General features: G+C 70.6%; 21 protein-coding genes and 2 pseudogenes. 6 read left to right on the top strand and 17 right to left on the bottom strand.

Features of this window, described 5'->3' with window-relative positions; all coding sequences use genetic code 11:
- Positions 1-773: 773 nt before the first annotated feature.
- A complete protein-coding gene (locus SNOUR_RS12765; RefSeq protein WP_067346587.1) occupies positions 774-1,196 on the bottom strand; it encodes a RidA family protein in 423 nt (140 codons plus the stop codon).
- Positions 1,197-1,362: 166 nt separating this feature from the next.
- Between SNOUR_RS12765 and SNOUR_RS12770 the strand changes: the two genes are divergently transcribed.
- The 3 genes from SNOUR_RS12770 (at position 1,363) to SNOUR_RS12780 (ending at position 4,216) form a co-directional block, all read left to right on the top strand.
- Positions 1,363-1,770, top strand: coding sequence for a MarR family winged helix-turn-helix transcriptional regulator (locus SNOUR_RS12770; RefSeq protein ID WP_039632353.1), 408 nt, complete (start codon positions 1,363-1,365; stop codon positions 1,768-1,770).
- 1 nt (position 1,771) lies between these two features.
- Positions 1,772-2,941, top strand: coding sequence for an LOG family protein (locus SNOUR_RS12775; protein ID WP_067346588.1), 1,170 nt, complete (start codon positions 1,772-1,774; stop codon positions 2,939-2,941).
- 213 nt (positions 2,942-3,154) lie between these two features.
- Positions 3,155-4,216, top strand: a complete 1,062-nt coding sequence (locus tag SNOUR_RS12780; RefSeq protein WP_312632559.1) for a DMT family protein — start codon at positions 3,155-3,157, stop codon at positions 4,214-4,216.
- 124 nt (positions 4,217-4,340) lie between these two features.
- Here the strand turns inward: SNOUR_RS12780 and SNOUR_RS12785 are convergent, their stop codons facing one another.
- Complete coding sequence (locus tag SNOUR_RS12785) at positions 4,341-5,216, bottom strand: glycosyltransferase family 4 protein (protein ID WP_067346590.1); 876 nt, start codon at positions 5,214-5,216, stop codon at positions 4,341-4,343.
- The gene (locus tag SNOUR_RS12790) at positions 5,213-6,610 is read right to left on the bottom strand and encodes a glycosyltransferase family 87 protein (RefSeq protein ID WP_067346591.1); all 1,398 of its coding nucleotides are present in this window, start codon (positions 6,608-6,610) and stop codon (positions 5,213-5,215) included. Before SNOUR_RS12790 ends, SNOUR_RS12785 begins: the two co-directional genes overlap by 4 nt.
- A 284-nt stretch (positions 6,611-6,894) precedes the next feature.
- Between SNOUR_RS12790 and SNOUR_RS12795 the strand changes: the two genes are divergently transcribed.
- Positions 6,895-8,049 carry a sensor histidine kinase gene (locus SNOUR_RS12795; protein ID WP_067346593.1) on the top strand — a complete coding sequence of 385 codons (1,155 nt, stop codon included), beginning with the start codon at positions 6,895-6,897 and terminating at the stop codon, positions 8,047-8,049.
- Positions 8,043-8,729: a response regulator gene (locus SNOUR_RS12800; RefSeq protein ID WP_067346594.1), complete on the top strand. Its 687-nt coding sequence runs from the start codon at positions 8,043-8,045 to the stop codon at positions 8,727-8,729. Before SNOUR_RS12795 ends, SNOUR_RS12800 begins: the two co-directional genes overlap by 7 nt.
- A gap of 115 nt (positions 8,730-8,844) precedes the next feature.
- Here SNOUR_RS12800 and SNOUR_RS12805 read toward each other — a convergent pair whose 3' ends face one another.
- The 9 genes from SNOUR_RS12805 to rpsB form a co-directional block, all read right to left on the bottom strand.
- Positions 8,845-9,915 carry an ABC transporter ATP-binding protein gene (locus tag SNOUR_RS12805; protein WP_067346596.1) on the bottom strand — a complete coding sequence of 357 codons (1,071 nt, stop codon included), beginning with the start codon at positions 9,913-9,915 and terminating at the stop codon, positions 8,845-8,847.
- Entirely contained in the window at positions 9,916-11,565 is a 1,650-nt protein-coding gene (locus tag SNOUR_RS12810; protein WP_067346598.1) for an ABC transporter permease, read from the bottom strand.
- Positions 11,566-11,618: 53 nt separating this feature from the next.
- The gene (locus SNOUR_RS12815) at positions 11,619-12,698 is read right to left on the bottom strand and encodes a thiamine ABC transporter substrate-binding protein (RefSeq protein WP_067346599.1); all 1,080 of its coding nucleotides are present in this window, start codon (positions 12,696-12,698) and stop codon (positions 11,619-11,621) included.
- A 258-nt stretch (positions 12,699-12,956) separates the two neighbouring features.
- Positions 12,957-14,069, bottom strand: coding sequence for a dual-specificity RNA methyltransferase RlmN (rlmN, locus tag SNOUR_RS12820; protein WP_067346601.1), 1,113 nt, complete (start codon positions 14,067-14,069; stop codon positions 12,957-12,959).
- Between the two features lie 168 nt (positions 14,070-14,237).
- A complete protein-coding gene (locus SNOUR_RS12825; protein ID WP_079142575.1) occupies positions 14,238-15,389 on the bottom strand; it encodes a phosphatidate cytidylyltransferase in 1,152 nt (383 codons plus the stop codon).
- The gene (gene frr / locus SNOUR_RS12830) at positions 15,389-15,946 is read right to left on the bottom strand and encodes a ribosome recycling factor (RefSeq protein WP_067358227.1); all 558 of its coding nucleotides are present in this window, start codon (positions 15,944-15,946) and stop codon (positions 15,389-15,391) included. Before frr ends, SNOUR_RS12825 begins: the two co-directional genes overlap by 1 nt.
- Positions 15,947-16,121: 175 nt before the next feature.
- Positions 16,122-16,892, bottom strand: coding sequence for a UMP kinase (pyrH, locus tag SNOUR_RS12835; RefSeq protein ID WP_067346605.1), 771 nt, complete (start codon positions 16,890-16,892; stop codon positions 16,122-16,124).
- A 161-nt stretch (positions 16,893-17,053) separates the two neighbouring features.
- Complete coding sequence (tsf, locus tag SNOUR_RS12840) at positions 17,054-17,890, bottom strand: translation elongation factor Ts (RefSeq protein WP_067346607.1); 837 nt, start codon at positions 17,888-17,890, stop codon at positions 17,054-17,056.
- Between the two features lie 107 nt (positions 17,891-17,997).
- Complete coding sequence (rpsB, locus tag SNOUR_RS12845) at positions 17,998-18,846, bottom strand: 30S ribosomal protein S2 (RefSeq protein WP_039632376.1); 849 nt, start codon at positions 18,844-18,846, stop codon at positions 17,998-18,000.
- Positions 18,847-19,693: 847 nt separating this feature from the next.
- Between rpsB and SNOUR_RS42895 the strand changes: the two genes are divergently transcribed.
- Positions 19,694-20,557 carry a murein hydrolase activator EnvC family protein gene (locus SNOUR_RS42895; protein WP_099055819.1) on the top strand — a complete coding sequence of 288 codons (864 nt, stop codon included), beginning with the start codon at positions 19,694-19,696 and terminating at the stop codon, positions 20,555-20,557.
- A gap of 317 nt (positions 20,558-20,874) precedes the next feature.
- Here the strand turns inward: SNOUR_RS42895 and SNOUR_RS12850 are convergent, their stop codons facing one another.
- From SNOUR_RS12850 to SNOUR_RS12870, 5 genes and pseudogenes are all read right to left on the bottom strand, one after another.
- Entirely contained in the window at positions 20,875-21,414 is a 540-nt protein-coding gene (locus tag SNOUR_RS12850) for a TetR/AcrR family transcriptional regulator (protein WP_067358230.1), read from the bottom strand.
- Between the two features lie 366 nt (positions 21,415-21,780).
- On the bottom strand, positions 21,781-22,617 hold the full coding sequence (whiG, locus tag SNOUR_RS12855; protein ID WP_067346609.1) for an RNA polymerase sigma factor WhiG: 837 nt from the start codon (positions 22,615-22,617) through the stop codon (positions 21,781-21,783).
- A 374-nt stretch (positions 22,618-22,991) separates the two neighbouring features.
- Complete coding sequence (gene dprA / locus SNOUR_RS12860; RefSeq protein WP_079142581.1) at positions 22,992-24,407, bottom strand: DNA-processing protein DprA; 1,416 nt, start codon at positions 24,405-24,407, stop codon at positions 22,992-22,994.
- Positions 24,408-24,738: 331 nt separating this feature from the next.
- Positions 24,739-26,332 (bottom strand): annotated as a pseudogene (locus SNOUR_RS12865) (YifB family Mg chelatase-like AAA ATPase); the annotation flags it as partial.
- Positions 26,332-26,685, bottom strand: a pseudogene (locus SNOUR_RS12870) (YraN family protein); the annotation flags it as partial. The pseudogenes SNOUR_RS12865 and SNOUR_RS12870, both read right to left, overlap by 1 nt.
- Positions 26,686-26,899: the final 214 nt, after the last annotated feature.

Consider the following 26,899-nt stretch of genomic DNA (forward strand, 5'->3'; position numbering starts at 1 on the left):
TCGAGGTGGTATTCGTCGACGTGGTGATGCCCGGTACCGCCTGGTCCGCAGCGCCGAAGGGCGATGTTGCGAGTTGCGACGCGGCGTAGGGCTGTGTGTCGTGGGGCTGTGTGTCGTAGGACTGTTCCGCGAAAGGCCGTGTCGTGAAGGGCCGTGTCGTGAAGGACGGCAGGACGACGGGAGACCCCGGAACGTGGTGTGTCGAAGTCCGGTGCTGGGTCTGTCCGTTCCTCTCTGCGTGCTCCGCTCTGTGCGCTCCTCCCTGTGCGTGCGTCGTTCGGTGTTTTGCTGGGTGCCTCCTTCTGGTGTGGCGGGGTGCGACAGGAATCGATGGTGATGCGCTCGTGCGGCCGCGGGGGCAAGCCTGCCCGGGCGGAGAAGGCAGCGAAGCAGCCAAAGGAGACGTAGAAGGAGCCCTACGGGGCCTGCTCGATCTGGCGGGTTGAAGTCGGGCGTTGGCGTCGCCGTCCGGTGGGTGGGCAGGGCGGCTCGGGCAAGCTGTGACACGACGCGGTGGATGCGGTGCATGCCGTGGACGCAGTGGATGCCGTTACTGGGGCATGTGGGGCCGTTGAGTCGGTGGCTCGGCAAGGCCCGGCCGGTCCGGGTTCCTTCGGTGTCGGCGACAGCAGGCGCCGGGACCTCCCCCGGCGTCGAGCCGCGGTGCCGGGCCGGGCGAAAGGCGTCGGCCGGTCGAGGCGCGCCCGGCCGGGACGGAGTCGCGCAGCGCGGCGTGGGGCGACCGGCGGCCGGCGGGGATGAGCGCCCGGCCGTCAGCGGGCGAGGGCGGTGACCTCGACCTCTATTCGCCACTCCGGCTGGGCCAGCGACGAGACTTCGAGCAAGGTGTCCGCGGGATAGGGCTCGGACAGGAACTCCTCGCGCAGGGTGATGACATGGGCGAGGTTGGCGGCCATGTCCGTGACGAAGATGCCGACCTTCACCACATCGGCGAGCGACGCCCCGGCCTCGGCGAGGACCCGCTCGACGTTCGCGAACGCCTGACGGCCCTGGGCCAGGAAGTCGTCCGAGACGGTCCGCCCCTGCTCATCGATCCCCGCCTGACCGGATACGTGGATCAGCCCGCCGGCCTTGATGGCCTGTGAAATCTTGTACGGCTCATACCAGTCCGGCGTGGTCGCAATCCGCTGGATCCCTTGGACGCTTCCCGCTTCCGCGACATCCGTCGACGACATGACGCTCCCCCTCGAATTTCCATGTGCGCGCATCCCTTGCATGCACATACATAAGTTTCAGATGCATGTACGCTGCTGTCAAGAGTTCAGTCGGAAACGCCTCGGAACGCCGGAGAGCAAAGCCGGACAGGCCGGCTGCCAGAAGAGAACAGAAGAGAGCGGAACGATGGACGCGGAGCACTGGGACCGGTTCGGAGCACTGCACACACGCATCGAGCAGGAGCTGGCGAAGGCGCTGCAACAGCACCACCGACTCGGCCTCTCCGAGTACCGCGCGCTGGCTCGTCTGGCGGATTCGGAGGACGGCGAACTGCGGATGCAGGAACTCGCCGATCTGATCGGCCTCAACCAGAGTTCGGTCAGCCGACTCGCCTCGCGTCTGGAGTCGTCCGGCCTGACCCGCCGGGACCTGTGCCCCGACGACCGGCGCGGTGTCTACAGCGTGATCACCGACGAAGGCCGCGAGATGCGGAGCAGGGCGCGCCCGACGTACGACAGTGCTCTGCGCACCGCCCTCGACGCCGCCGCCGAAGACGGTCTGCTCGGCCCCCTGGTGAAGTCCCTGCGGTCCTAGCATGGCGGATGTGCAGTCGAGCGCAGAGCCCCCGGTGCCCCTCGGTTCCCACGAGCGCGGCCGCGAGATCGACGCGCTCACGGAGTTCGACCGGGTCGCCGCGGCCGGCAGGCTCGCCGGATATCGCATCCGCTCCCTCGACCTGACGGACCGTACGTTCGCCCTGCTCACCACGGACACCGCAGATTCCGTCTTCCTCGGCTGCGCGATGGAACCGGACGCCGCCGTGAAGGTACGCGCCGGTGGCGCCCTGGTCTTCCCGCCGGCTCCGGGCCTGCCGTTCGACCCCTATCGCGGCACGCTCTACACCCCGGACGAACTCTTCGCGGGGCTGCTCGACGCCGGCTACGACGCCACCCCGGACGCTCGCACCTACCGCTGGTACCAGGAGGCGAAGGCGACCGGCGATGTGGTCGCCGGCATGCTGCGCAGCATCCACGACGACACCGTTTCCGACGCCCTCGACGAATATCTCGCCGGGGCACGCGTGGTGGGGGTCCTGGGTGGGCACGCCCTGGAGCGCGGTTCCGCAGCCTATGCGGGCGCAGCCACGCTGGGGCGGCGGCTCGGCCGCACCGGCATGACCATCGCGACCGGCGGCGGCCCTGGTGCGATGGAGGCGGCGAACCTCGGGGCGTACGCCGCGCCGTTCGAGGACGCCATGCTCGACGAAGCGCTGGACCTCCTCTCCACGACCCGGCGCTTCAGACCCTCGGTCACGGCATGGGCGAGCGTCGCGTACGAAGTGCTCCGGAACTGGCCGGGCGGCGGAACGTCCATCTCCATGCCCACCTGGTGCTACGGGCACGAGCCTCCGAATGCCTTTGCCACCCACATCGCGAAGTACTTCGCGAACGCGCTGCGCGAGGAGGGGCTGCTGGCCCGGTCCAACGCCGGCGTGGTGTTCCTGCCCGGTGCGGCGGGGACCGTGCAGGAGGTCTTCGACGCCGCGACCCTCAACTACTACCGGTCGGACAGCGGGCCGACCCCCATGGTGCTGGTGGACCGCGAGTACTGGACGGAGACGCTGCCGGCCTGGCCCCTGCTCCGGACGCTGGCGACCGGACACCCGATGACGACCCGGATCGCCTTGGTCGATTCCGTCGACGATGTTCCGGAGGCGCTGACCCACCTCACCGCTGCCGCGACCGACCCTGACGGCCCTCGCTGACTGTCGCTCCCCGGTTGCCGTTCCCGGCGGCCGCGCAGGAGCCCCGGGGGCCGACGGGGAGCCTCGTCTGGAGCCCGCCATGGTCGCGCGTTCTGTACCCCGACCTTCGTCGACTGGAGAACTTTTCACCCACTGAGGCAACTCACATCCCGAAATGCGCGTCTGCCAAGCCAGGTAATGAACAGGTAATGCGGCACGCGAACGGAGCCCTCGGTGATCATCGGCCTTCTGACGGCCATAGCAGCGTCCGTCTGCTATGGCACCGGTTCGGTCCTGCAGGCGGTGGGCTCGCGGAAGTCCGCGCGCCGGGAGGCCGCGAAGGCCACCGGTGGCGCCGTCACCCAGCACGGTGGCCCCAGCCTGTCGTCCACCGCCAAGGCAGCCGTGACCTGGGAATTCATGGTCGGCACCGTGCTGGACTTCATAGGCTTCGGACTGGGTGCGCTCGCGGCGCGGCTGCTGCCGCTGTTCCTTTCGCAGACCGTGATCAGCGCCAACCTCGTGATCACGGCGGTACTCAGCATCAAGCTCCTCAACATCCGGCTCACCCGTAACGAATGGGTCTCCATCGGCGTGGTCTGCTCGGCGCTGGTGCTGCTGGCCACCGCCGCCGGGCCGGAGGGCAGCGGCCACACTCCGATCGGCACCCACTGGTGGCTGCTGGTGGCCTCGGTCGTGATCATCGGTGGAGGCACCCTGATCGTGCGGCTGCTCGGCGGACGGGCGGCGATCCTCGCGGGTCTGCTGTCCGGCCTGGGCTTCGGCGCGCTCGGCGTCGGCGTACGCGTGCTGAACGGTGTGGATCCGTTCCATCTGCCCTCCCTTCTCGGCGATCCGGCGCTGTACGCGATCCTGGTCGCGGGCATCGGCGGCATGTATCTCCACACGGTCGCCCTGCAGATCGGTTCGGTGAACGGGGCCACGGCGGCTCTGGTGGTGGGCGAGACCGTCGTGCCCGGAATCCTCGGCGTGCTGTGGCTGGGGGACTCCTCTCGTCCGGGCTTCGCCTGGATGGCGATCCTCGGCTTCGTGGTCGCTGTGGCCGGGGCCGTCGCGGTCGCCTGGTTCGGCGAGCCGGAGACGGCCCCGGAACAGGGGGCGGATCAGCAGGTACGGAAGGCGGGATCCGGTCCGGATACGGGCGCCGATCCGGCGTCGGGGGCGGACCGCGAAAGCGTGTCGGGGCAGGAGTCCGGCTGGACGGGCCCGGACGGCGGCAAGCCCGCCGGCGCCGACAGTTCTTCTGCGGAGAGGGCGCGTCAGGCGGCAGTGTGAGCCGCTGCCGGCGCCGAGGGTGAGCCTCCTCGCCACGGCCCGTCGTACGCGGTGGGGCGCATGGTCATCTCGGACGTCGCCGGCACCGGAGTGGGACGGCGGGTTCCCCGGCCCCCGCGATCGTTCATGGGTCTCTGGCCAGCAAACGGGCCAGTCGCTCGTAGGAACGGTCCCAGCCCCACTCTTCCGCCACCCAGGCCCGCCCCTTCTCTCCCATCGCCCGCGCGGCTTCCGGGGTGGTCAACAGGGCTATCAGCCGCTCGGCCACGACATCCGGGCTTCGACCGTCGATGACGTGTCCCGTCTCCCCGTCGCGGACGGTATCGGGTGCGCCTCCCGAATCGCCGACCAGTACGGGGAGCCCGGCAGCCGCCGCCTCCAGGAAGACGATTCCCAACCCCTCGACCTCAAGTCCGCGCCGCCGGCCGGCGAGGCCGTAGCGCTCGCGTACGGCACGCCCGTCGAGCCCGGGGCGGAAGGCTTCGGAATCGACTCCGGGGACGAGTCGCGCCATGCGGCCCGCGGCGGCGGGCCCGATTGCGGACGCTATCGGTCCCCGGGTGCTCGCACCGAGGTATGTCACCGCATCCGTCGCCGCACCGATCCTACGGAGCAGCGAACGAGCCCCAGGGGTGCGTGCCCACCAGACCTCGTGTCCGTGTGTGGTGGCCACGATCCTGGCCGCTCCCGTTTCCCGCCGCAGTCGCGCGGCCATCAGTCCGAGCGGCGCCGCGGCCCCGAACCACACGCTGTCACATGCGTATCGGCGGGCGAGAGCAGCGGCACGGGACGTGATGCGGGGCGTAGGGAGCAGCATCGGGGCCGGATCGCGGATCACCGGGAAGGGCAGTGCGGCGTCATGGGCCGGCGCCCCGGGTTCGGACGACGTGTAGACGACCACCGCATCGTGCGGGAAGCGGGTGGCCATGGCATGGACGAAGGTTTCGATACCGCCTTGGCGCGGCGGGAAGTCGTTGGTGACGATCAGCGTGCGGCTCATGGAGCCGTCTCCTCTCCAGGTTCGGGGTCGGCTCGCTTCCGGCCCACTCCGTCCGCCGTCTGCACAGGGCAGTTCAAAGGTCTTTCGCCGCAGCGACGTTCGCGGTCGTCGGTCCGACGCTGGTGCGGACGGGGAACTGCGCCGGGTCGGGAGTGCCGGGGTGGGGCGGTCCGCGTCGCGGAGTCCACCAGGGGCCGGGACGGCGAGCAGTGACCGGCTGGCGTGCGTGATCCGGCCGCGGCATGCGCCAGGCGCGGCCATGCCCAGAGCACCAGGGGATAGACGAGGTACCCGAAGCGGGTGGCCGGCATCAGTGCCATGGCGAGCGCGAGCCCCATCGCCAGGCGATCGGCCGCCGCCGGCACCGTCCGCGGCGGCCGGATCAACAGCGACGCGGCGATACCGAGGGCCGCCACCGCGAGCAGCACCATCGCGATGAGCGTCCCGCCGGGAACATAGGCGGCCAGGAGTCGCCCGGGCAGTGGGCTTTCGGCAGGTGATGCCGTCGTCCCCAACCCCAGCGGGAACGCCAGGACGTTCTCGGCGAAGCCACGGGGGTCGATCAGCAAGAAAGGGAGCACCGCTGTCGCCACCGCGAGCATGGCGGTGGCGCCACAGGCGAGGGCCTGACGTCGGCCATGGCGGGCGGCCACGAGGGCAAGTGCGACCGGCACGGCGGGCCAGGCCGTCCACTTCAACGCTGCCGCGATGCCCAGCAAGAGCCCCGCGCGCACCGGCTTTCCGCGGCCGGCCGTGGCCAGTCCCCAACACATCAGGCCGATGACCGGGAGGTCGATGCCGCCGACGACCAGCGGCAAGGCCACCAGAGGGCAGGCCGCCAGCCACAGCGCGGCAGACACGCTGTCTCGGCGGAATGCGCCGCGAGGCCCCGTCCCGCGATCGGGGGCGGTCCGAGCGCTGCGGACGAGCGTGGCCACCGCGCCGGCCGTCGACAAGAAGAACGTTCCGGCCATCCACCATCGGGCGTCCGTCAACGGCCCGTCACCGAACAGCGCGTGCGGCAGGCCGAAGACCGCCATGCCCGGCAGATACGGATTGTGGCCCGCGACGGTGGCGGGCGCGGGTATGTAGGGACTGCCGGAGTGCAGCAGCAGGTCGCCCGAGCGCTGGACGACCGCCACTTCGAGCTGTGCGCTGCCGGCCAGTACGAGAAGGAGAAGCGGCAGGCCCACCGCCCCCACCACGGCAAGCACCAGGGGCAGTCGAGTGCTGATCGTGGGGGCGCGCGGTGTGCCCCACCGTCTCGCGCGGAGCGCCGTGACCACCGCGGCGCAGCCGTAGCCGGCCGCCGCGATGAGACCCCACGTGCGGTGCGGAGGAAGGCTGGTGAGCAATCCGAGGCCGAGCGCGGCGACCGCGCACGCGCTCCACACCCATACCTCGTGGTTCCTGTGTCCGCGGGTCCCACCGTCCGAACGCCACGGTGCGCGCGCAGCCCGCAGCGACGCACGACACGACGCCAATTCCCTTTTCTGAAACGCAAGTTGATTCTTCATGACGCTCCCGTCCTCGCCTTGATCACGAGGCTATGGACGGTCGGATCACGCGGCGTCAAACGAGCAACCTAACTTCGGCGTCAACCCGTGGCATGACATGCCGATCGTGGATCAACCCGTGCTGCGATGCGGCTGCCACCGCGAGCCGAAAAAATAGCGGCATGAGCACTTCTCTCCGGCAGCGGCTGCGCACATGGGTCGCGTCGCCGTTCTATCCCTGGATCTCCGGCGGGGCGCTCACGGCGTTCGCGGCCGTGGAGCTGCTGGTCGTGCCGCGGCACTCACTGGTGATCGCGCTCGGCGTGCTGCTGTCCGCGGCGGCGCTGGCGTGGCGGCGTTCCCATCCGGCCACCGCGGCGCTCTCGGCCGCAGCGGTCCTGGTCAGTTTCGCTGCCGGGACGGACCTCTATATCGCGGCGGCCGTCAGCGGCCTCATGGCGTGCTACGCCCTCGGCCGCCACCGCGTGGCGCATCCGGCGCTGCTCGTCGGCGGCGGCTCGGCACTCTCCCTCGCGGTGAACGTCTGGCACATCGTCTCCTGGCACCCGAGGTCCTACTCTCTCGATCTGCTCGCCGAGTGGTTCGTGCTGACCGTCGCGATCCTGGCGGCTGTCTCGATGGGTGACGCGGTACGCGCGCGCGAGGAGACACAGCGGGAGCGGGCGGCGGCGCAGGCTCGGGTCCTCGCGATGGAGCGGCGGCAGGCCGCCGAGGCCGAACGGGCGGCGATCGCCCGCGAGTTGCACGACGTCGTCTCGCACTCGGTCTCGGTGATCGCGGTGCAGGCGGAGAGCGCCACCTACACCACGCCGGACCTGTCGCCGCAGGCCCGCGAGGGTTTCCAGCAGATCGCCGCGTCCGCCCGCGCGTCGATGACCGAACTACGCCGGCTGCTGGGCGTGCTGCGGACGGACCCTCAGGACCGCACCGGTACGGCACCGCAGCCGACGCTGGAAGCGCTGGGTGATCTGATAGCGCAGCACCGGTCGGTGGGCGGCGAGGTGGAGCTGCGGATCAGCGGAGACCGGGTCGAATTGCCCACGTCCTGTGAGCTTTCCGCGTATCGCATCGTGCAGGAGGGGCTGACCAATGTGCGCCGGCATGCCCCGGGAGCCCACGCGGTGGTGGAGATCGACTACCGGCCGGACCGGCTGGCGGTGCGGATCGCGGACGACGGGCCGGGCCAGCCGGGCGTGGTCCACTCCGGTCACGGCCTGGCCGGTATGCAGGAGCGGGCGGCGCTGCTCGGCGGGAAGCTCACCGCCAGCCCGGGCCCGGACGGCGGCTTTCTCGTGGAGGCGGAACTCCCGTGGTGATCAGAGCAATCGTGGCCGACGACCAGGCCATCGTCCGCACCGGGTTCGTCAATCTCCTGGGCACCCAGGACGACATCGAGGTGGTGGGCGAGGCCGAGGACGGTGTCCAGGCGGTCCGGATCGCCGCCGAGCAGCGTCCGGACCTCGCGCTGCTCGACATCCGGATGCCGCACAAGAACGGTATCGAGGCCGCCCGCGAGATCACCCGGGCGTCCGGTGGTGCCACCAAGGCGCTGATGCTGACGACGTTCGGGCTCGACGAGTATGTGTACGACGCGCTGGCAGCCGGGGCGAGTGGATTCCTGCTGAAGGACACCACGTTTCCCGAACTGCTGCATGCCGTAAGGGTCGTGGCGGAGGGCAATGCGCTGCTGGCACCCGAGCTGACCAAGCGGTTGGTCGCGGAGTTCGTCAAACAGCGGTCGGCACCGGTTCCCGTGCGCACGGTGGAGGAGCTGACCGGCCGTGAGGTGGAGGTGCTCGTCCAGATCGCCCAGGGACTGTCCAACGCGGAGATCGCGACCCGACTGACGATCACCGATCACACCGTCAAGACCCACATCAACCGGCTCTTCACAAAGATGGGCCTCCGTGACCGCGCCCAGGCGGTGATCCTCGCCTACGAGCTGGGGCTGGTCGTCCCGCAAGGCCGACGCCCCGCCCTTCCCCCACGCCCTTAGGGCGTGTCGTCGCCTTCCCGTCGTCGTGCAGGGCAGGCGGGAAGGCGACGACAGGCCCCGATGGCGCCCGATCCTTCAGGAGCGATCCATGGCACAGCGGCGCAACGCGGCGCGGCTAGTCCGCGGCGGCGTCCAGCACCACCACGTCCTCGGCGGCGAACGAGATCCCCACCCGGTCTCCCGTCTCCGGTGCCTCGTGGAGTGGGCACGCCGCCTCCATCTGCGGCCCGCCCGATGGTTGGAGCAACAGCGCGACATGCGTGCCGCGGAACGTCCGGGCCTCGACCGTGCAGGGCAGGCCGTCCGCAGTCGAGGTCAGCCGGACGCCGGCCGGGCGTACGAGCAGCCGGCAGGGGCCGTCCGGAGTGCCGGCCGGCACCGGCACCTTGCCCCACGGGGTGGCGGCGGCCTCGCCCTGCACGGTCGCCTCGACCACATTGTCGAAGCCGAGGAAGCGGGCGACGAACGCGGTGGCGGGCCGCTGCCAGACCTCCAGTGGGGTGCCGCTCTGCGCGATCCGACCGTCCCGCATCACCACGACCCGGTCGGCGAGCGCGAACGCCTCCCCCTGGTCATGGGTGACGGCAAGCACCGTCGTCCCCAACTCGCCGAAGAGTCGGCGCAGTTCGACGACGAGGCGCTCGCGCAGCCCTCGGTCCAGTTGTCCGAGCGGCTCGTCCAGCATCAGCAGGCGTGGGCTCGGGGCGAGTGCGCGGGCCAGCGCGACCCGCTGCTGCTCGCCGCCGGACAGCGATGCCACGGCCCTGCGCTGGGCACCCGGCAGCCCGACGAGGTCCAGCAGTTCGGTGACGGTGCGCTCCTGGTCGGCGCGGGAGGTTCGCCGCATCCGCAGCCCGAAGGCGACATTGCCCGCGACATCGCGCTGCGGGAAGAGCTGGTGGTCCTGGAACATCAAACCGACGCCGCGCCGATGGGTGGGGATCGCCGCCTGATCGCGCCCTTCCAGCAGGACCGTGCCCTCGTCGGCGTGCTGCAGCCCGGCCACCACCCGGAGCAGGGTGGACTTGCCGCTGCCGCTGGGGCCCAGGACACAGACGATCTCGTGCGCGGCGACGTCGAGATCGACCGCGTCGAGGGCGGGTGCCGTGCCGGGCGCGCCGAAGCGGACGGTGACGCCGTCCAGTCGCAGCATGTGCGGTGCCGCGGTCTGGGCCTGTGCCGTCATCTAGAACTCCCCGGAGTGGTCGATGGGAAGGCGTTCCAGGGCCAGCAGGGCGGCCGCGCACACCACCATCAAGATGGTCGAAAGGGCCATTGCCTGGCCGTAGTTGAACTCCCCCGCGCGGCTCAGCAGCCGTGTCACGGCCACCGGCAGGGTGGGCTGGTCCGGCCGTGCGATGAAGACGGTCGCACCGAACTCGCCGAGCGACACGGCGAACGCGAAGCCCGCCGCGATGAGCAGCGCCCGCCGCACCATCGGCAGGTCCACCTCGCGCCAGACCTGCCAGGGCGAGGCGCCGAGGACGGCCGCTGCCTCCCGCAGTCGACTGTCGACGGAGCGCAGCACGGGCAGCATCGTGCGGACCACGAACGGCACGCCCACCAGGGCCTGGGCGAGCGGCACCAGCCACCACGAGGACCGCAGGTCCAGCGGCGGCTTGTCGAGGCTGATCAGAAAGCCGAAGCCGACGGTCACGGCCGACACGCCGAGAGGCAGCATCAGCAGCCCGTCGAAACCGCGCAGGAGTCTGGTGATCGCCGGTGTCCGTCCGGACGTCCCGGGCTCCGGCCGGGAGCGGGTCAGCGCGGCCGCCGCCAGACCACCGACCAGCAGCGCGATCGCGGTGGCCGCGGCACCGTAGGCGAGGGAGTTCCAGAGGGCGTCGAGGGGGGCGACGGCGAAGGTGCTGTCGGCGGACGCCGCGGACCGCAGCGTCTCGTAGAAGGCCAGGCCGTAGCCGTCGGGCCCGGCGAAAGACCGCTCGACGAGCACGGCCAGCGGCAGGACGAGCAGCACGGCGATGACCGCGAGCGTGCCCCACAGCAGCGCCCACTGGCCGGGGCCGTGCGGCCGACGGGTGGTCAGGGAGGCGTCGACGAGCCGCAGGGTGGATTCGCGGCGCCGTACCGTCCAGGCGTGCAGCGCCAACAGCCCCAGTACGGCGGCGAACTGGATCACGGTCAGTACGGCCGCGGTGGGCAGGTCCAGGAAGTCGGCGGTCTGCCGGTAGATCTCCACCTCCAGGGTGGAGAAGGTGGGACCGCCCAGGATCTGCACGACACCGAAGGAGGTGAAGGTGAAGAGGAACACCATCAGCGCCGCGGCGGCCACGGCCGGTCCCAGCGCGGGCAGCGTCACCTTCCGCCAGGCGGCGAACCGTCCGGCTCCCAGGACCCGGGCCGCCTCTTCCTGCCGCGGGTCGAGCTGGGCCCAGAGCCCGCCGACGGTGCGCACGACGACGGCGTAGTTGAAGAAGACGTGCGCCAACAGGATCGCCCACACCGAGGTGTCCAGCCGCACGCCCCACAGCTCGTCGAGCAAGCCGCCCCGGCCGACCAGCGCCAGGAAGGCGGCGCCGACGACGACGGTCGGCAGCACGAACGGCACTGCCACCGCGGCCCGCAGCAACTGTTTGCCGGGGAAGTCGAAGCGCGCGAAGACGTAGGCGCCGGGCAGAGCGACCACCAGCGTCAACACGGTCGAGGCGGCGGCCTGCCACAGGGTGAACCACAGCACGTGGAGGATGTCCGGGTCGCTGAGGACGGCCCCGAACCTGCCGAGCTGCCACTGCCCGCCGTCCTTCACCCCCCGTCCGACGATCTCGACGACGGGGTAGGCGAAGAACAGGGCGAAGAAGACGAGCGGCAGGGCCATCAGGCCGAGCCGCGCCGCCGTTCCGCGCGCGGGCCCCCTTCGGCGGGTGGGGGCTACTTCAGAACGAGCGAGGACCACTGCTTGATCCACTGGTCACGGTTCTTGTTGATCGTCTCCGGTGCGAGCGTCGCCGGCTTGTCGATCGTCGCGCCGTAGCGGGTGAACAGCTCCGGCACCTTGGCGTCCTTGCGTGCCGGGTTGACGAACATCTGCAGTGGCATGTCCTCCTGGAACTTCTTCGACAGGAGGAAGTCGAGCAGCGCCTTGCCGCCCTTCTCGTTCTTGGCGCCCTTGAGCAGACCGCCGAATTCGATCTGCCGGAAGCAGGTGCCGGTCGCGACGCCAGTCGGGGCCTCCTTGGGCGCGGGCGTCTTGCCCATCACCTCGGCGGGCGGGCTGGAGGCATAGGAGACCACCAGTGGCTTGTCGCCCTTGCCCTTGCCGGCCGCGGAGCCCGAGAAGCGTTCGTTGTACGCCTGCTCCCAGCTGTTGACGACCTCGACGCCGTTGGCCTTGAGCTTCTTCCAGTAGTCCGACCAGCCCGCCTCGCCGTGGCTCGCGATGGTGCCGAGTTGGAAGGCGAGCCCCGGAGAGGAGGTGGCGGAGTTCTCCGTGACGAGCAGCCCCTTGTACTGCGGCTTGAGCAGGTCGTCGAAGCTCTGCGGCGGCGTGAGCTTGTGCTCGGTGAAATAGGCGCGGTCGTAGTTGACGCAGATGTCGCCGTAGTCGAGGGGCGTGACCCGGTGGGCGTCCTTGTCGAGCTGGAGGTCGGCGGGGACGCTGTCGAGGCCCTGGGCCTTGTAGGGGGTGAAGAGACCGGCGTTCAGACCGCGGGAGAGCAGCGCGTTGTCGATCCCGAAGAAGACGTCGCCCTGCGGATTGTCCTTGGACAGGATCGCCTTGTTGACGGCCTCGCCGGCGTCGCCGCCCTTGATCATCTTGACCTTGTAGCCGCTCTCCTTCTCGAAGGCGGCCAGAACGGACTTGGAGGCGTTGAACGAGTCATGGCTGACGAGCGTGACGGTCTTGGCGTCCGCGCTGCCGCTGGTTCCCGAGCTGCCGCACCCGGCGAGTGCGGTCATGCCGGCCGCGGCGGCGAGCGCTGCCGCGGTGATCCTGCTGGTGGTGCTCACTGATTTCCTCCTGGCTGGCCAGGAAGAGACGCGGCCCCGCCCGGTGCCCGCTGCGTTCTGCGTCGGTGACGTACGGCAACGGACGGTGGGCGGGGCGCAACAGCATGAGTGACGACCGAACTTCCTACCCGGAATGACCCGGGCGAGGTTCAAGGGTCTGCGGGCGCCGTAGGGCTACGACGTCTCCGCACTCTCAGCGCTGTGGCGCTCCCCTGTCGGAATGTGCGTTTGTTCGACGACACCGTACCAGCGGGTGGCTCAGCGCTCCGAGGCCGCGAGCTGTCCGCAGGCGCCGTCGATCTCCTGGCCCCGGGTGTCCCGGACGGTCACCGGCACGCCGTGTGCCTCGATGGCCCGTACGAACGCCAGCTCGTCCTCGGGCCGCGAGGCGGTCCACTTCGAGCCCGGCGTCGGATTGAGCGGAATGAGGTTGACATGGACCCGCTTGCCCTTGAGCAGCCGCCCCAGCAGGTCACCGCGCCACGCATGGTCGTTGATGTCGCGGATCAGGGCGTACTCGATCGAGACCCGGCGGCCGGACTTCTCGGCGTACTCCCACGCCGCGTCCAGCACCTCGCGGACCTTCCAGCGGGTGTTGACCGGTACGAGTGTGTCCCGCAGCTCGTCGTCGGGCGCGTGCAGCGACACCGCGAGGCGGCACTTGAAGCCCTCGTCGGCGAACCGCAGCATCGCCGGGACCAGCCCGACGGTGGAGACGGTGATGCCGCGCTGGGAGAGGCCCAGGCCGTCCGGCTCGGGGTCGGTCAGCCGCCGGATGGCGCCGACCACCCGCTTGTAGTTGGCGAGCGGCTCCCCCATGCCCATGAAGACGATGTTGGACAGCCGCGCCGGACCGCCGGGGACCTCGCCGTCGCGCAGCGCCCGCATTCCGTCGACGATCTGGTGCACGATCTCGGCGGTGGAGAGGTTCCGGTCCAGACCGGCCTGTCCGGTGGCGCAGAACGGGCAGTTCATGCCGCAGCCGGCCTGCGAGGAGATGCACATGGTGACCCGGTCCGGGTAGCGCATCAGGACGGACTCGACGAGGGTGCCGTCGTGCAGCCGCCACAGGGTTTTGCGGGTGGTGTCGTCGTCGCACGAGATGTGCCGCACCACCGACATCAGGTCCGGCAGCAGCTCCGCCGCCAGCTTCTCGCGGGCCGCTGCGGGGATGTCGGTCCACTCCGCCGGGTCGTGCGCGTAGCGGGCGAAGTAGTGCTGCGACAGCTGCTTGGCGCGGAACGGCTTCTCACCGATCGCGGCCACCGCCTCCCGGCGCTCGGCCGGACTGAGGTCGGCGAGGTGTCGAGGGGGCTTCTTGGCGCCGCGGGGGGCGACGAACGTCAGTTCTCCCGGGGCCGGGCGTGCCATGGGCGGAAACTCCTCTGTGCGACGAGGCCGGGCGGCTTCCGCCGACGCGGAACCAGGGTCCGGACGGGGCCGGAACCAGGAGACCTCACGGATCATCCCCGCGGTCGCGGGGACGGAAAGGGCGCGCCGCGAACAAGCGGCGCGCCCTTCAAGGGTAACCGGCGGCGCTCAGCCCGATCCCACGAAGATCACGAACAGCAGCCAGACCACCGGGGCGGTCGGCAGCAGGGAGTCCAGCCGGTCCATGATGCCGCCGTGGCCGGGCAGCAGGGTGCCCATGTCCTTGATGCCCAGATCCCGCTTGATCATGGATTCGCCGAGGTCGCCGAGAGTGGCGCTGACCGCGACGGCAACGCCGAGCAGCAGCCCCTGCCACCAGGCACCGTTCTTGATCAGGAACTGCATGCACAGCGCGCCGGCCACCATCGCGAAGAGGACCGCGCCGACGAGCCCCTCACGGGTCTTGCCGGGGCTGATCCGCGGCGCGAGCTTCTTCCTCCCGAAGCGCCAGCCGATCGCGTAGGCGCCGGTGTCGCTGACGACCGTCAGCAGCAGGAACGTCAGCACCCGCTGCGGCCCGTCGTCCGCGGCGGCCAGCATCAAGGCAACGAACGTCGCCAGGAACGGGACGTAGAACGCCGAGAAGACCGCGGCCGTGACGTCCCGGAGGTAGTTCTGGGGCGCCTCGGTCATCCGCCAGACGAGGACGGCGAGCGCGGTGAGCGCCATGGCCACCCACGCGCCCTCGGCGCCGCGCACATACCCGGCGATCACCATGGCGGTGCCGCCGATCGCGAGCGGGACCAGCGGCACCCGGATGTCCTTGCGCTCCGCCAGCCGCGAGGTCAGTTCCCACAGGCCCACGACGACAGCGATCGCTATGACGCCGATGAACACCGGCTTGTAGACGAAGAGCGACGCAAGGATGACGGCGCCGAGTCCGACGCCGACCCCTATGGCGGCGCGCAGATTGCGCCCCGCGCTCTTCTTCTGCGGTTTCACTGGGTCGCTGTCGGACCCGGGGAGCGAGGTGGGCATGGGCTCCTGCGGCCTGTCGTCGCGGAACAGGGGGCCGCTCAGGCGAGCAGCCCCCCGATGCTCCGGATTGTCCCGGTCATCCCGGATGTCCCGATGGTCATCCTGGTGTCCGCCCGGCTCGGGCACGATGGGCATGGGCCGAGTCTGCGCCGCGCCGCCCCCGTCGTGCACGGGACCCGCCGGGACGGGAGGCGCCGCCCCGCGCAGCGAGGCGGCCGATCCGTGGTCGGGCGGTCCCCAATGGCCGGCGCCGGACGGGGTCCCCCAGGATGACTCGTTCATCAGACCTCTAGGAGCTCGGATTCCTTGTGCTTGAGGAGCTCGTCCACCTGCGCGACGTACTTCGCGGTGGTGTCGTCGAGCTCCTTCTCGGCGCGGCGCACGTCGTCCTCGCCGCTTTCCTTGTCCTTGACGAGCTTGTCGAGGGCTTCCTTGGCCTTGCGCCGCACGCTGCGGATCGAGACCTTCGAGTCCTCGGCCTTGTTCTTGGCGACCTTGATGAACTCCTTGCGGCGCTCCTCGGTCAGCTCGGGGAAGGTCACCCGGATGATGCTGCCGTCGTTGCTCGGGTTGACGCCGAGGTCCGAGTCACGGATCGCCTGCTCGATGTTGCGCAGCGCGCTCTTGTCGAACGGGGTCACCACGGCCATCCGCGGCTCCGGCACCGAGAACGACGCCAGCTGGTTGATGGGCGTCATGGCACCGTAGTAGTCCGCCACGATCTTGTTGAACATCGCCGGGTGCGCACGCCCGGTGCGGATCGCGGCGAAGTCCTCCTTGGCGACCACGACGGCCTTCTCCATCTTCTCCTCGGCTTCGAGGAGGATCTCTTCGATCACCACTTGCTCCTGGTCTTTTCGGTAAGAAGCAGAGCCTCGCCCCTGCCGCGCGTCTTCTCCTGCACGGTGTCCGACCGGCAGGCGGTTGTCCATCCCCGTACCGAGGTCTTCCCACGACCGGGGGTTGCCGCCCGTACGGGCCGACGCCCGCACGGAATCACGGCAGTTGAGGCCGTCAGGCCCGGGTGTTCTGATCGCTGACGAGCGTGCCGATCTTCTCACCCTTCACCGCACGCGCGATGTTCCCCTCGGCGAGCAGCTCGAACACGAGGATCGGGAGCTTGTTGTCCCGGCACAGTGTGATGGCCGTGGCGTCGGCGACCTTCAGGTCGCGGGTGATGACCTCGCCGTATTCGAGGGCGTCGAACTTGACCGCGTCCGGGTTCTGCTTGGGGTCGGAGTCGTAGACCCCGTCCACACCGTTCTTGCCCATCAGCATCGCCTCGGCGTCGATCTCCAGGGCGCGCTGTGCGGCGGTGGTGTCGGTGGAGAAGTACGGCATGCCCATGCCGGCGCCGAAGATGACGACCCGGCCCTTCTCCAGGTGGCGCACCGCGCGCAGCGGGATGTACGGCTCCGCGACCTGGCCCATGGTGATCGCCGTCTGGACGCGGGAGTCGATGCCCTCCTTCTCCAGGAAGTCCTGGAGGGCCAGGCAGTTCATGACCGTACCGAGCATGCCCATGTAGTCGGAGCGGGCCCGGTCCATACCGCGCTGCTGCAGTTCGGCGCCGCGGAAGAAGTTGCCGCCGCCGATCACGATGGCGATCTCATAGCCGTCACGAACCACCGCGGCGATCTCGCGAGCGATGGCGTGCACGACATCGGGGTCGACACCCAGTGCGCCGCCACCGGCGAATGCCTCGCCCGACAGCTTCAGAAGGAAGCGGCGCCTGCCGCCGTTCCCGGCTTTGTGTGTGTCCGCGCCGTCGGCACCGTGATTCATTGAGCTCTCCTCGTGCACATACGAAGAAGGCCATTGCCGTGGGTCTGGTCAGATCCCTGTCCGGCAATGGCCTCCTCGTCACATCTGCGGCCGACCGATGAGCGGTCGACTGCGTACGACCCTAGCGGGGCCGTAGGTCATTCGCTGCCTTCGCGGCAGGCTCAGATGCCGACCTTGATGCGCGAGAAGCGCTTCAGGGTGACACCGGCCTCCTGGAGGACCTTCTCGACGGACTTCTTGTTGTCGAGCGCGTACGGCTGACCGAGCAGCGTCGCGTCCTTGAAGAAGCCGTTGAGGCGACCCTCGACGATCTTCGGCAGGGCGGCCTCGGGCTTGCCCTCGGCGCGGGTGGTCTCCTCGGCGACGCGACGCTCGGCCTCGACGACCTCGGCCGGGACGTCCTCCTTGGAGAGGTACTTCGGGGCGAAGGCGGCGATGTGCTGCGCAATGCCCTTGGCGACCTCGGCGTTGTCCTTGTCGAGCTCGACGAGGACACCGATCTGCGGCGGCAGGTCGGGCATGGTGCGGTGCATGTACGCCATCACGTAACCGTCGGCGAACTGCGCGAAGCGGTCCAGGACGATCTTCTCGCCGAGGTTGGCGTTGGCCTCGTCGACGAACGCCTGGACGGTCTTGCCGGCCTCGATCTCGGAGGCGAGCAGAGCCTCGATGTCGGCCGGGTTGGTCTTGGCGACGTGCGCGGCCAGGTCGTTGGCGACGGCCTGGAACTTCTCACCCTTGGCGACGAAGTCCGTCTCGCACTTCAGCTCAAGGATGAGGCCGGAGGTGTTGTCGTCGGCGATCAGGGAGACCACTGCGCCGTTCTCGGCGGAGCGGCCCTCGCGCTTGGCGACGCCCTTCTGGCCCTTGACGCGCAGGACCTCAATGGCCTTGTCGACGTTGCCGTCGGCCTCTTCCAGGGCCTTCTTGCAGTCCATCATGCCGGCGCCGGTCTGCTCGCGGAGCTTCTTGACGTCAGCGGCGGTGTAGTTCGCCATGGTCTGTGAATCTCTTCTCGGAATCGCGGAAGTCGAAAGATCTACGGGTGGACGGCGGGGGAGGCGCTTGTGGCGCCCTCCCCCGCCGTCATCAACCGGTCTTGAGGTCAGCCCTGCTCGGCCGGCTTCTCGGCCTCGGCGGCCGGAGCCTCGGCCTTGGGGGCCTCGTCGTCGGACTTCTTGTCGCCCTCGAGCAGGTCGCGCTCCCACTCGGCGAGCGGCTCGCCGGCCTTCTCGCCCGGCTTCTGGTCGCCGGTGGCGGCGCCGGAGCGGGCGATCAGGCCCTCGGCGACGGCGTCGGCGATCACGCGGGTGAGCAGGGTGACGGAGCGGATCGCGTCGTCGTTACCCGGGATCTTGTAGTCGACCTCGTCCGGGTCGCAGTTGGTGTCGAGGATCGCGACAACCGGGATGTTGAGCTTGCGCGCCTCGCCGACGGCGATGTGCTCCTTCTTGGTGTCCACGATCCAGACGGCGCTGGGCACCTTCTGCATCTCGCGGATACCACCGAGGGTCTTCTCCAGCTTGGCCTTCTCGCGGGAGAGGACCAGGAGCTCCTTCTTGGTGAGGCCGGAGGCGGCCACGTCCTCGAAGTCGATCTGCTCGAGCTCCTTGAGGCGCTGCAGACGCTTGTAGACGGTCGAGAAGTTGGTCAGCATGCCGCCGAGCCAGCGCTGGTTCACGTAGGGCATGCCCACGCGGGTCGCCTGCTCGGCAATGGCCTCCTGGGCCTGCTTCTTCGTACCGACGAACATCACCGAGCCGCCGTGGGCGACGGTCTCCTTGACGAACTCGTAGGCGCGGTCGATGTACGACAGCGACTGGAGCAGGTCGATGATGTAGATGCCGTTGCGCTCGGTGAAGATGAAGCGCTTCATCTTCGGGTTCCAGCGGCGGGTCTGGTGCCCGAAGTGGACGCCGCTCTCCAGCAGCTCCCGCATCGTGACGACGGCCATGGCCGTACTCCTTGTTTTCTCGGTTCCACCACGACCGGTCGGCCGCAGTGCCTGACGCCCCGACGCGCCTGCCAGGGAGGAACCGGGTGGAACCTTCCGAGGACCGAGAGCGCGGCCGACGTGCTGCCCGAATGGGACTGCTGCACTGGTGGCGGGGCGTGCGAAGTCGACCCGGTGACCCGGATCGCCATCAGAAGTGTACGGGACGGGCGATGCACCGGGCGACACGCACCATTTCGCGCCCTGCAGGGGTGACGCCGTTATCCACAATCGGCCCGTCGTCCACAGCTTTTGACCAAGATCCGCGCGCCGGTCCCGCATCCGCCATGGTCAACACATGCGACGACTCACCGGCCCCGCACGACGGCGCCCCCTCACCACACGCCCACCCTCTCGACGACAGACCGTGCCCCGCCCACGACGCTCCGCCCATAAACGCGACCAGCACACCCGCCAGAAGCCACCCCCCGACCAACGCCCCCGTCAGCCCCACGTGCCACGCCCCCGTCAGCCGTACCCACACCCACACCCACACCCGCACCCACGGGACCACCAGGGCCCACCGCCCACAGGCCGGGCGTCGGCACCATCACCGGACCCGCCTGCGGAAGTCCCGCCTCCGGGGCCGACGGCCGCCGGACGGGAGCCGGAGCCGGGGCCTGAGGTGGCGCCAGGGTCGGAAACGGAATCCGGAACAGGAACGGGAAGAGGACCAGGACTAGGACTAGGTCTAGGGCCAGGACCAGCATCGATGTCGGTGTTCAACCAGGCGACGGCGGGACAGGTGACGTCCGCGGCTCGGGACGTCAGCGCCACCACCGGACGGCGCTGGCTTCCTGCCCTCGCCATGTGCGCCCTGCATGTCGTGGTCGTGCCCGCGGTGGGGGCGGGCACGATCGAAGTGACAACGGGCGTGGCCGAGGCCGCGGCGCCGTACACCGAAGCGGCACCGGGCTCCGGACCAACGGCTCCGACGCCGGAGCGTTCCTGGCCCGTCGACGGCCCTGCCGGCACACGCCCCGTGGTGTTACGCGGCTGGGAACCTCCGCCGACCCCATGGGCGGCGGGGCACAGAGGCGTAGACCTGGCCGCATCCGACGGCACAGCCGTCAGGGCCGCCACGCCCGGACAGATCGCATTCGTCGGCACGGTCGCCGGCCGCGGTGTCCTCACCATCGAGGTGTCCGGCTCGGGCCACCCTCCCTTGCACACCACGTACGAGCCGATCCGCGCCACCGTCCACAAAGGCCAGCGCGTCACCGCAGGCCAGCCGGTCGGCATACTGGCGGACGGCCCCTACCACTGCCGGGCTCCGTGCCTCCACTGGGGCCTGCGCCGCGGTACGGCCTACCTGAACCCTCTTTCGCTCATGCCGCCGACCGCGTTCCGCAACGGACCCTCACGGCTGCTCCCTGTCTTCGGCATTCCCTTACCGGGAGGCGTCCCGGCAGTCGGACCGTACCGTCCGCATCGTGAGCACCCTGCGCCAACGGCCCACGAAACGACGGACATGTCGGCAGGAACCACGGGCGCGGCTCTGCTCGGAGCGGTCACTCTCGCGGGCGCTGCGCTGTGGGCCTTGGGGCGGCTCCGTCGTCCAGCGAAGGGGAGCCGGCGAGCCCGGCTTCGCGGCCCTAGCCGTTGGGCTGCGATCGGGAAAAGGCGGCGGAGGCGATGCGGCGTGAGGGCGGCGGTGAAGAGCAGCGCGTAAAGGAGAGCGGGGCGATGCCCATGCGAACGGTGCGAACGTAGGGCCCGGTTTGCCGTGCCCTACGGGCCCCGCCATGCGGTGCGCGGTAGCAGACCGTTTCGAGCTACTGGTTGCTGACTGCCGGCTGACAGGGGTGGTGGTGGAGGAGCGGGGTGGGTGGGGCGGGGGGGGGAGGGGCGGGGCCCCGGGACAGAGGGGCCGCCCTGCCCCCGGCGAAACACCCCGCACCCAAGCCGCGCCAGGACCGAAACGCACCCGGCCCAGCCCACCCAAGGCCGCCCCTCAAGCCCACACCAGGCCCCAGCCGGGCCCTCTCTTCAGCCGCGCACCCCGTTGAGGACCATGGCCACCGCTGCCTCGGTGATCTCTTCCGGGTTTTCGGCGGCTCCGAGTTCGATACGGCGGACCGCGGCGTCGACGACACCCTGAAGCAGCATCGCGGCGAGGCGGGGTTGGGCATGGCCGAGGGCGGCCAGCGCCTCGACGATCATGGCGATCAGTCCGCCGTGCGCCGCGCGGATCTTCTCCCGCGCCCCGGCGTCCAGTTCTCCGGCGGAGATGGCGACGACGGCGCGGTGGCGTCGGTCACCGACCAGTGCCAGTTGCCGGCGCACATACGCCTCGACCTTCGCCTCGGGTGACTCGGCGCTCTCCATCGCCGCCTCGACTTCCGCGGCCCATACGGGGAAGTCGACGGCACACAGTTCTTCGACAACGGCCGCTCGGGAGCGGAAGTACTCGTATACGGAGGAGCGCGCGAGTCCCGTGCGCTCGGCGAGGGCGGGGAAGGTCAGCGCCTCCGTTCCGCCTTCGGACAACAAGGTGCGGGCGGCGTCCAAGAGGGCGCCGCGCTGCATCGTCCGGTGCTCGGCCACCGAGGCCGCTCGAATCCTGGGCACGTCACCACTCTACGGATGGCATCCTCGCCGTGGCACTCCGCATCGCGACACAGATCCGCGCCAGTGCGGCCGTCGGCTCCTCATCGGCCTGTCACCCGCAGGGCGATCAAGGACACAAAGGGCGGCAAGCAGCGCCCCGTTCCCCTCCCCCTCCCCCGCTGGTCCTCCGGTGGGCCCGAGACCTGCCGTGCCCCAGCAGTAGTCCAGTGGTCCGGTCGTCCCCCTAGTCCGGTCGCCCGGAAGCCACCCCACACAGCACCCGCACGTACCCCCTCCCAGCCGTCGCCGGTTCGGCTCGACGCTCGCGTCCCGGGCGTCCGGCCCTCAGCGTCCGACGTCCGCCAGCTTGGCGCGGAGCTGAAGGACGGACTTGGTGTGGATCTGGCTGACCCTGCTCTCGGTGACGCCGAGGACGTTGCCGATCTCGGCGAGGGTGAGGCCCTCGTAGTAGTAGAGGGTGACCACGGTCTTCTCACGGTCGGGCAGGGTGTTGATGGCGCGTGCCAGCAGCCGTCTCAGTTCGCGGTCCTCGGCGATCTCGACGGGGTTCTCGGCGGCGGTGTCCTCCAGGGTGTCCATCAGGCTGAGTCGCTCACCACCCTCGCCGCTGACGTGGAGCAGCTCTTCGAGTGCCACGACGTTCGCCAGGGACAGTTGACTGAAGACGCCGTGGAGTTCCTCCAGTGGGATGCCCATCTCGCCGGCGACCTCGGCCTCGGTCGGCGTGCGGCGCAGCTGTGCTTCGAGGGTCGCGTAGGCGCGCTCCACGGCACGGGCCTTCTGTCTCACCGATCGGGGAATCCAGTCCAGGGCGCGCAGTTCGTCGATCATCGCGCCGCGGATGCGGGTGATGGCGTAGGTCTCGAACTTGATGGAGCGTTCGGGCTCGAACTTCTCGATGGCGTCGATCAGTCCGAAGACTCCGGAGGAGACGAAGTCGGCCTGCTCGACGTTGGGGGGCAGGCCGACGCTGACCCGGCCGGCGACGTATTTGACCAGCGGTGAGTAGTGCAGGATCAGCTGTTCCCGCAGGCGCCCGTCGCCTGATGCCTTGTAGGCGCGCCACAGCTCGTCGACCGAGGAGGGCGGGGCGGGGCGCACGCTGCCGCGCGCGGCGGGTGGTACTGCCGCGCGGTCAGACCCGGAGGTGTGCTGGGGCATTCGTCGCCTTGAGCCGTTCTGCCGAGACGGGGGTGGGTGGATGTATGAGGCTTGAACTGTCGTGAGCGTAGCGTGACCGCGGCGTCGCGGTGTGCGAGGAAGGCGGGTTGGGTGTGCGCAGATACGTTCCGCTGCCCGCACCCCAGGGTTACTTCGAGGGGCACGGCGGCACCCGGAAGGAGTCCCGGGGGCGCGTCCGCCGGGGGCGCCCGCCGGGCGGGCGGTGCGGGCGGACGCGCCGGCCTGGCGTGCGGGAACCCGTGCGTACGCTGTGCCGTGCCGTCGCGTTCCAACGGGTCGGCCGCACGCGCCGAACCACGGCAAATCTGGATTCTGCGGTCATTCCCCTCACCCTTTCACCCGTTCGCGCCAGGTCAAGTACCGCCTCGCCGGGAACCTTCGGTCGAGTTGACGCGGCGGGCCAACTCCCAGCGCTCACCGCACCTTTGAACGAATCCGAGGGACTGCAGCTCGAAGAGCTTGCCCCGGGTGAGGTCGCGGGGCGTGCCCGACTCCCGCGCGACGTGTTCGGTATCGGCGCCGCCGCGGGCGGGCAGCGCTTCGAGCACGCGGCGGGCGACCGGGTCCAGCAGATCGTGCGCGAGGGTCGGGCCGCGGCGCTCGGGGGCGAGGTCTCCGATGCTGCCGACGAGTTCGATGACCTCGTCGGCGTCGGTGACCACCGTCGCCTCCCCGCGCAGGAGTTGGTGCACCCCGGCGGACAGTCCGCTGGTGACCGGTCCCGGCATGCCCATCGTGAAGCGTCCGAGGGCCAGGGCGCGCCGTGCGGTGACCAGTGAGCCGCTGCGGAGTTCGGCCTCCACGACGACCGTGCCGCGGGTGAGGGCGGCGATGACGCGGTTGCGCTGGATGAAGCGGCTCCGGGTGGGGTGGTCACCGGGCGGCAACTCGGCCACGAGTAGGCCCTGTTCGACGATCCGGTCGATCAACTCGGTGTGTCCGCGCGGATAGGGGTGGTCCACTCCGGAGGCGAGCACGGCGACGGTCGGCCCGTCCGCGGCGAGCGCGCCGCGGTGGGCGGCGCCGTCGATCCCGTACGCGGCCCCGGAGACGATGGTCCAGCCGCGGTCGGCGAGTCCGGCGCCGAGGGTGGCGGCGAGGTGGGCACCGTATTCGGTACAGGCGCGTGCCCCGACCACGGCGACCGAGCGCAGTGCCCAGATCCGCAGGTTGGCGGTGCCCCGTACCCAGAGGCCGATGGGGCGGGCGTCTCCGAGGTCGTCCAGTTGGCCGGGCCATTCGTCGTCGCCGGGGCAGATGAAGCGTCCGCCGAGCCTGGCGACGGCGGCGAGGTCGGCTGCGGGGCGGGCTCGCGCGGCGCGCAGCCGGAGGCCCGCGATCTTGGCCAGGCCGGCGCCGAGGGGCGGGGGCACGTCGTTCTGGGAGAGAGCGTGCCAGAGGGCCACCGGGCCCATCTCGCGCAGCCAGCGGCCGGCGGTTTCGTCGCCGGGTTCGAGGATGCGGGTGAGGGCGGCGCGGGCCGCTCGCTGTGGTTCGTAGGGTTCGTGCGCGGTGGGTGCCGGTCGGTGTGCGCGGGGCTTTCGGGGTGTGGTGGGCCTTGCCGTCGGGCGCTCGATGGGCGTCGTCGTGGCGCGGTCGGTGTCTGCGCGTGCGCGGCGGGTGGGACAGGATCCGCCGGTGTCCGTCCCCGTCCCCGTTCCCGGTCCCGTCCCGGTTGCCGGCTGAGGCCTAGGTGCCGGTTGCGGGTCGGTTCCCGGTTTCGGCTCCTCCTCACCTGTGACGAAGCCCCATTCGTCGATGGTGTTCATCGTTCACCTCGGTCGTCCGGGGCGGGGGCGAGGGCGATCCGCGGGCGGGAGTCCGGCGTCTTTCGCAGCCTCTCCCCCGGTGCTGTCACCGGTGACGTTCCTGCGCCGGCCTGGCCCGTTGCCGCGCCTCTGCTCCCGGTGCCCGGTTCCTCTCCCGCCTCGGCGGTATGAGCCGGTGCGGTCCTTGCTTCCGTCCGTGCGGCGGCTCTCGCCCGGTCGCTGGGCCGTGTCGCCGCCCCCGGGCCCCCTCCGGCTCCGGCCCTTGCGCCGCCGTGCGCTCGTGTCCCCACTGCTGTTCCCCCCGCCGTCCTTCCCGTCGTCGGCTTTCCCGTCGTCACCGCGCCGCGTCGTACCCCCGTGCGGAGTTCCAGCGCCCAGTTGACGTCCTCTTTCGTCGGGCGGCCGCGGCCGGCGAGGTCGGCGGCGGTCCAGGCGACGCGCAGAACGCGGTCGAGGCCACGGGCGGTCAGGAGGCCGCATTCCAGGTCGCGTTCGGCTTGGGTGAGGGCGCCGGGGTGGACCGGCCAGCGGGTGCGCAGTTCGTGGCCCGGTACTTCGCTGTTGGTCTGCCAGGGCGTGCCGGCGAAGCGGGCCGTGGCGCGTTCGCGGGCGGCGCGAATGCGTTCGGCGACGGAGGCGGTGGATTCGGCAGCGCGGCCGAGTGCGATGAGTTCGGAGCGGGCGACCGGTTCCACGGAGATCCGTAGATCGACCCGGTCCATCAGCGGTCCGGAGAGTCGGGCGCGGTAGCGGCGGATCGAGGAGGGGCGGCACTCGCAGCCGCCGGCGGTGGTGCCGTGACGTCCGCACGGACAGGGATTGGCCGCGAGGGCGAGCAGGAAGCGTGCGGGCATCCGCATCATGCCGCCGGCGCGGGCCACGACGATGTGGCCGGATTCGAGCGGTTGGCGGAGTGCGTCCAGGACGCGTGGGCTGCATTCGGCGGCCTCGTCGAGGAACAGCACGCCGTGGTGGGCGAGCGAGACGGCCCCTGGGCGGGGCAGGCCGGTCCCGCCGCCGACGAGGGAGGCCATGGTCGCGGAGTGGTGCGGGGCGCAGTAGGGCGGGCGGTGGACCAGTGGCTGGCCCGGCGGGAGGGTGCCGGCGACCGAGTGGACGGCGGTGACCTCCAGGGATTCCTTAGGGGTCAGGGGCGGCAGCAGTCCGGGGAGGCGTTCGGCGAGCATGGTTTTGCCTGCGCCCGGTGGGCCTTTCAGAAAGATGTGGTGGCGTCCGGCGGCGGCCACCTCCAGGGCGCGCCGGGCGTCGTGCTGGCCCGCAACGTCGGAGAGGTCGGGGAGGTGGTCGCCGTGCGGCAGTCCCGCGGTGACGCCGGTGCCGGGCATGACGAGGCCGGCCAGGAGCGGGTCGGGGCGGCCTTCGTCGAGGGGGTTTTCCTCGTCGGGGACCGGTTCGTCGGCGAGGACGGCGATGAGTTGCCGCAGGCTGCGGATGCCGAGGACGGAGACGCCGGGGACGAGTGAGGCTTCGGCGACGGTCTGTTCGGGCACGACGACCTGGCGGTATCCGGCGTCGGCGGCGGCGAGGACGGCGGGCAGCACGCCGCGGACGGGGCGGACGCGGCCGTCGAGGCCGAGTTCGCCGATCATCATCAGGTCGGTGAGCTCGCGGGGGTCGAGGCGTTCGGCGGCGCCGAGGACCGCGCAGGCCACGGCGAGGTCGAAGCCGCTGCCGCTCTTGGGGACGGATGCGGGGCTGAGGCCGACGGTGAGCTTCTTCTGCGGCCATTCGGCGCCGGAATTGACGACGGCTGCGCGGACTCGATCCCGGGATTCGACCAGGCTCTTGTCGGGCAGTCCGACGAGGGTGAAGGCGGCCACGCCGGGCTCCAGGTCGGCCTGGACCTCGACGACGACTCCTTCGACGCCCACGAGGGCGACGGAGCAGGTGCGGGCGAATCCCATCACGCCACCCCTCGTACGTGTTCGACCACGGGGGCGCCGCGGGCGGGCAGCAGGATGCCGATGACGTCGATGCGTACGCCGCCGGGTGGTGGGCCGCCGTGCCGTTCCAGCCAGCGTTCGGCCAGTAGGCGCAGCCGGGTGGCTTTCTCGGGGCGGACGGCCGCCATGGGGTGTTCGTACCAGCCGGCGCGGCGGGTCTTGACCTCGCAGATGACCAGGGCGTCACCATCGACGGCGACGATGTCGATCTCTCCGTGGCGGCAGCGCCAGTTGCGGGCGAGGATCCGCATGCCGGCTTCGGTGAGCCGCCGGACGGCCAGGTCCTCGCCGTAGCGGCCGAGGGCGCCGCGGGACGTGGTCGGTGGGGCCGGCCGCGTGGCCTGTGCCGGGCGTGCGGTCTGCGGTGCGGACGCGGTATGCGCCGTGTCCGTCGTGCGTGGCGTCGGGGACTGCTTCCCGGTCGCCGTCGAGGGCCTCTCCCCATTTCCCGGTGTGCGCTGTGTGCGCTGTGCGGTGCGTGCGGGATCCACGGCCTGGTGGCCGGTCTGTGTGGCGTTCATGCGGTAC

The sequence above is a fragment of the Streptomyces noursei ATCC 11455 genome (genome assembly GCF_001704275.1).
GTDB classification, from domain to species: domain Bacteria; phylum Actinomycetota; class Actinomycetes; order Streptomycetales; family Streptomycetaceae; genus Streptomyces; species Streptomyces noursei.

Bases quoted from the DNA above. Each gene is read 5' to 3' on its own strand.
- SNOUR_RS12795 (WP_067346593.1), top strand. From the start codon at position 6,895: ATGAGCACTTCTCTCCGGCAGCGGCTGCGCACATGGGTCGCGTCGCCG.
- whiG (WP_067346609.1), bottom strand. From the start codon at position 22,617: ATGCCCCAGCACACCTCCGGGTCTGACCGCGCGGCAGTACCACCCGCC.
- SNOUR_RS12785 (WP_067346590.1), bottom strand. From the start codon at position 5,216: ATGAGCCGCACGCTGATCGTCACCAACGACTTCCCGCCGCGCCAAGGC.
- dprA (WP_079142581.1), bottom strand. From the start codon at position 24,407: ATGAACACCATCGACGAATGGGGCTTCGTCACAGGTGAGGAGGAGCCG.
- SNOUR_RS12810 (WP_067346598.1), bottom strand. From the start codon at position 11,565: ATGGCCCTGCCGCTCGTCTTCTTCGCCCTGTTCTTCGCCTACCCCGTC.
- SNOUR_RS12805 (WP_067346596.1), bottom strand. From the start codon at position 9,915: ATGACGGCACAGGCCCAGACCGCGGCACCGCACATGCTGCGACTGGAC.
- SNOUR_RS12825 (WP_079142575.1), bottom strand. From the start codon at position 15,389: ATGAACGAGTCATCCTGGGGGACCCCGTCCGGCGCCGGCCATTGGGGA.
- SNOUR_RS12775 (WP_067346588.1), top strand. From the start codon at position 1,772: ATGGCGGATGTGCAGTCGAGCGCAGAGCCCCCGGTGCCCCTCGGTTCC.
- rlmN (WP_067346601.1), bottom strand. From the start codon at position 14,069: ATGGCACGCCCGGCCCCGGGAGAACTGACGTTCGTCGCCCCCCGCGGC.
- pyrH (WP_067346605.1), bottom strand. From the start codon at position 16,892: ATGAATCACGGTGCCGACGGCGCGGACACACACAAAGCCGGGAACGGC.
- SNOUR_RS42895 (WP_099055819.1), top strand. From the start codon at position 19,694: ATGTGCGCCCTGCATGTCGTGGTCGTGCCCGCGGTGGGGGCGGGCACG.
- tsf (WP_067346607.1), bottom strand. From the start codon at position 17,890: ATGGCGAACTACACCGCCGCTGACGTCAAGAAGCTCCGCGAGCAGACC.
- rpsB (WP_039632376.1), bottom strand. From the start codon at position 18,846: ATGGCCGTCGTCACGATGCGGGAGCTGCTGGAGAGCGGCGTCCACTTC.
- SNOUR_RS12765 (WP_067346587.1), bottom strand. From the start codon at position 1,196: ATGTCGTCGACGGATGTCGCGGAAGCGGGAAGCGTCCAAGGGATCCAG.
- SNOUR_RS12770 (WP_039632353.1), top strand. From the start codon at position 1,363: ATGGACGCGGAGCACTGGGACCGGTTCGGAGCACTGCACACACGCATC.
- SNOUR_RS12850 (WP_067358230.1), bottom strand. From the start codon at position 21,414: ATGCAGCGCGGCGCCCTCTTGGACGCCGCCCGCACCTTGTTGTCCGAA.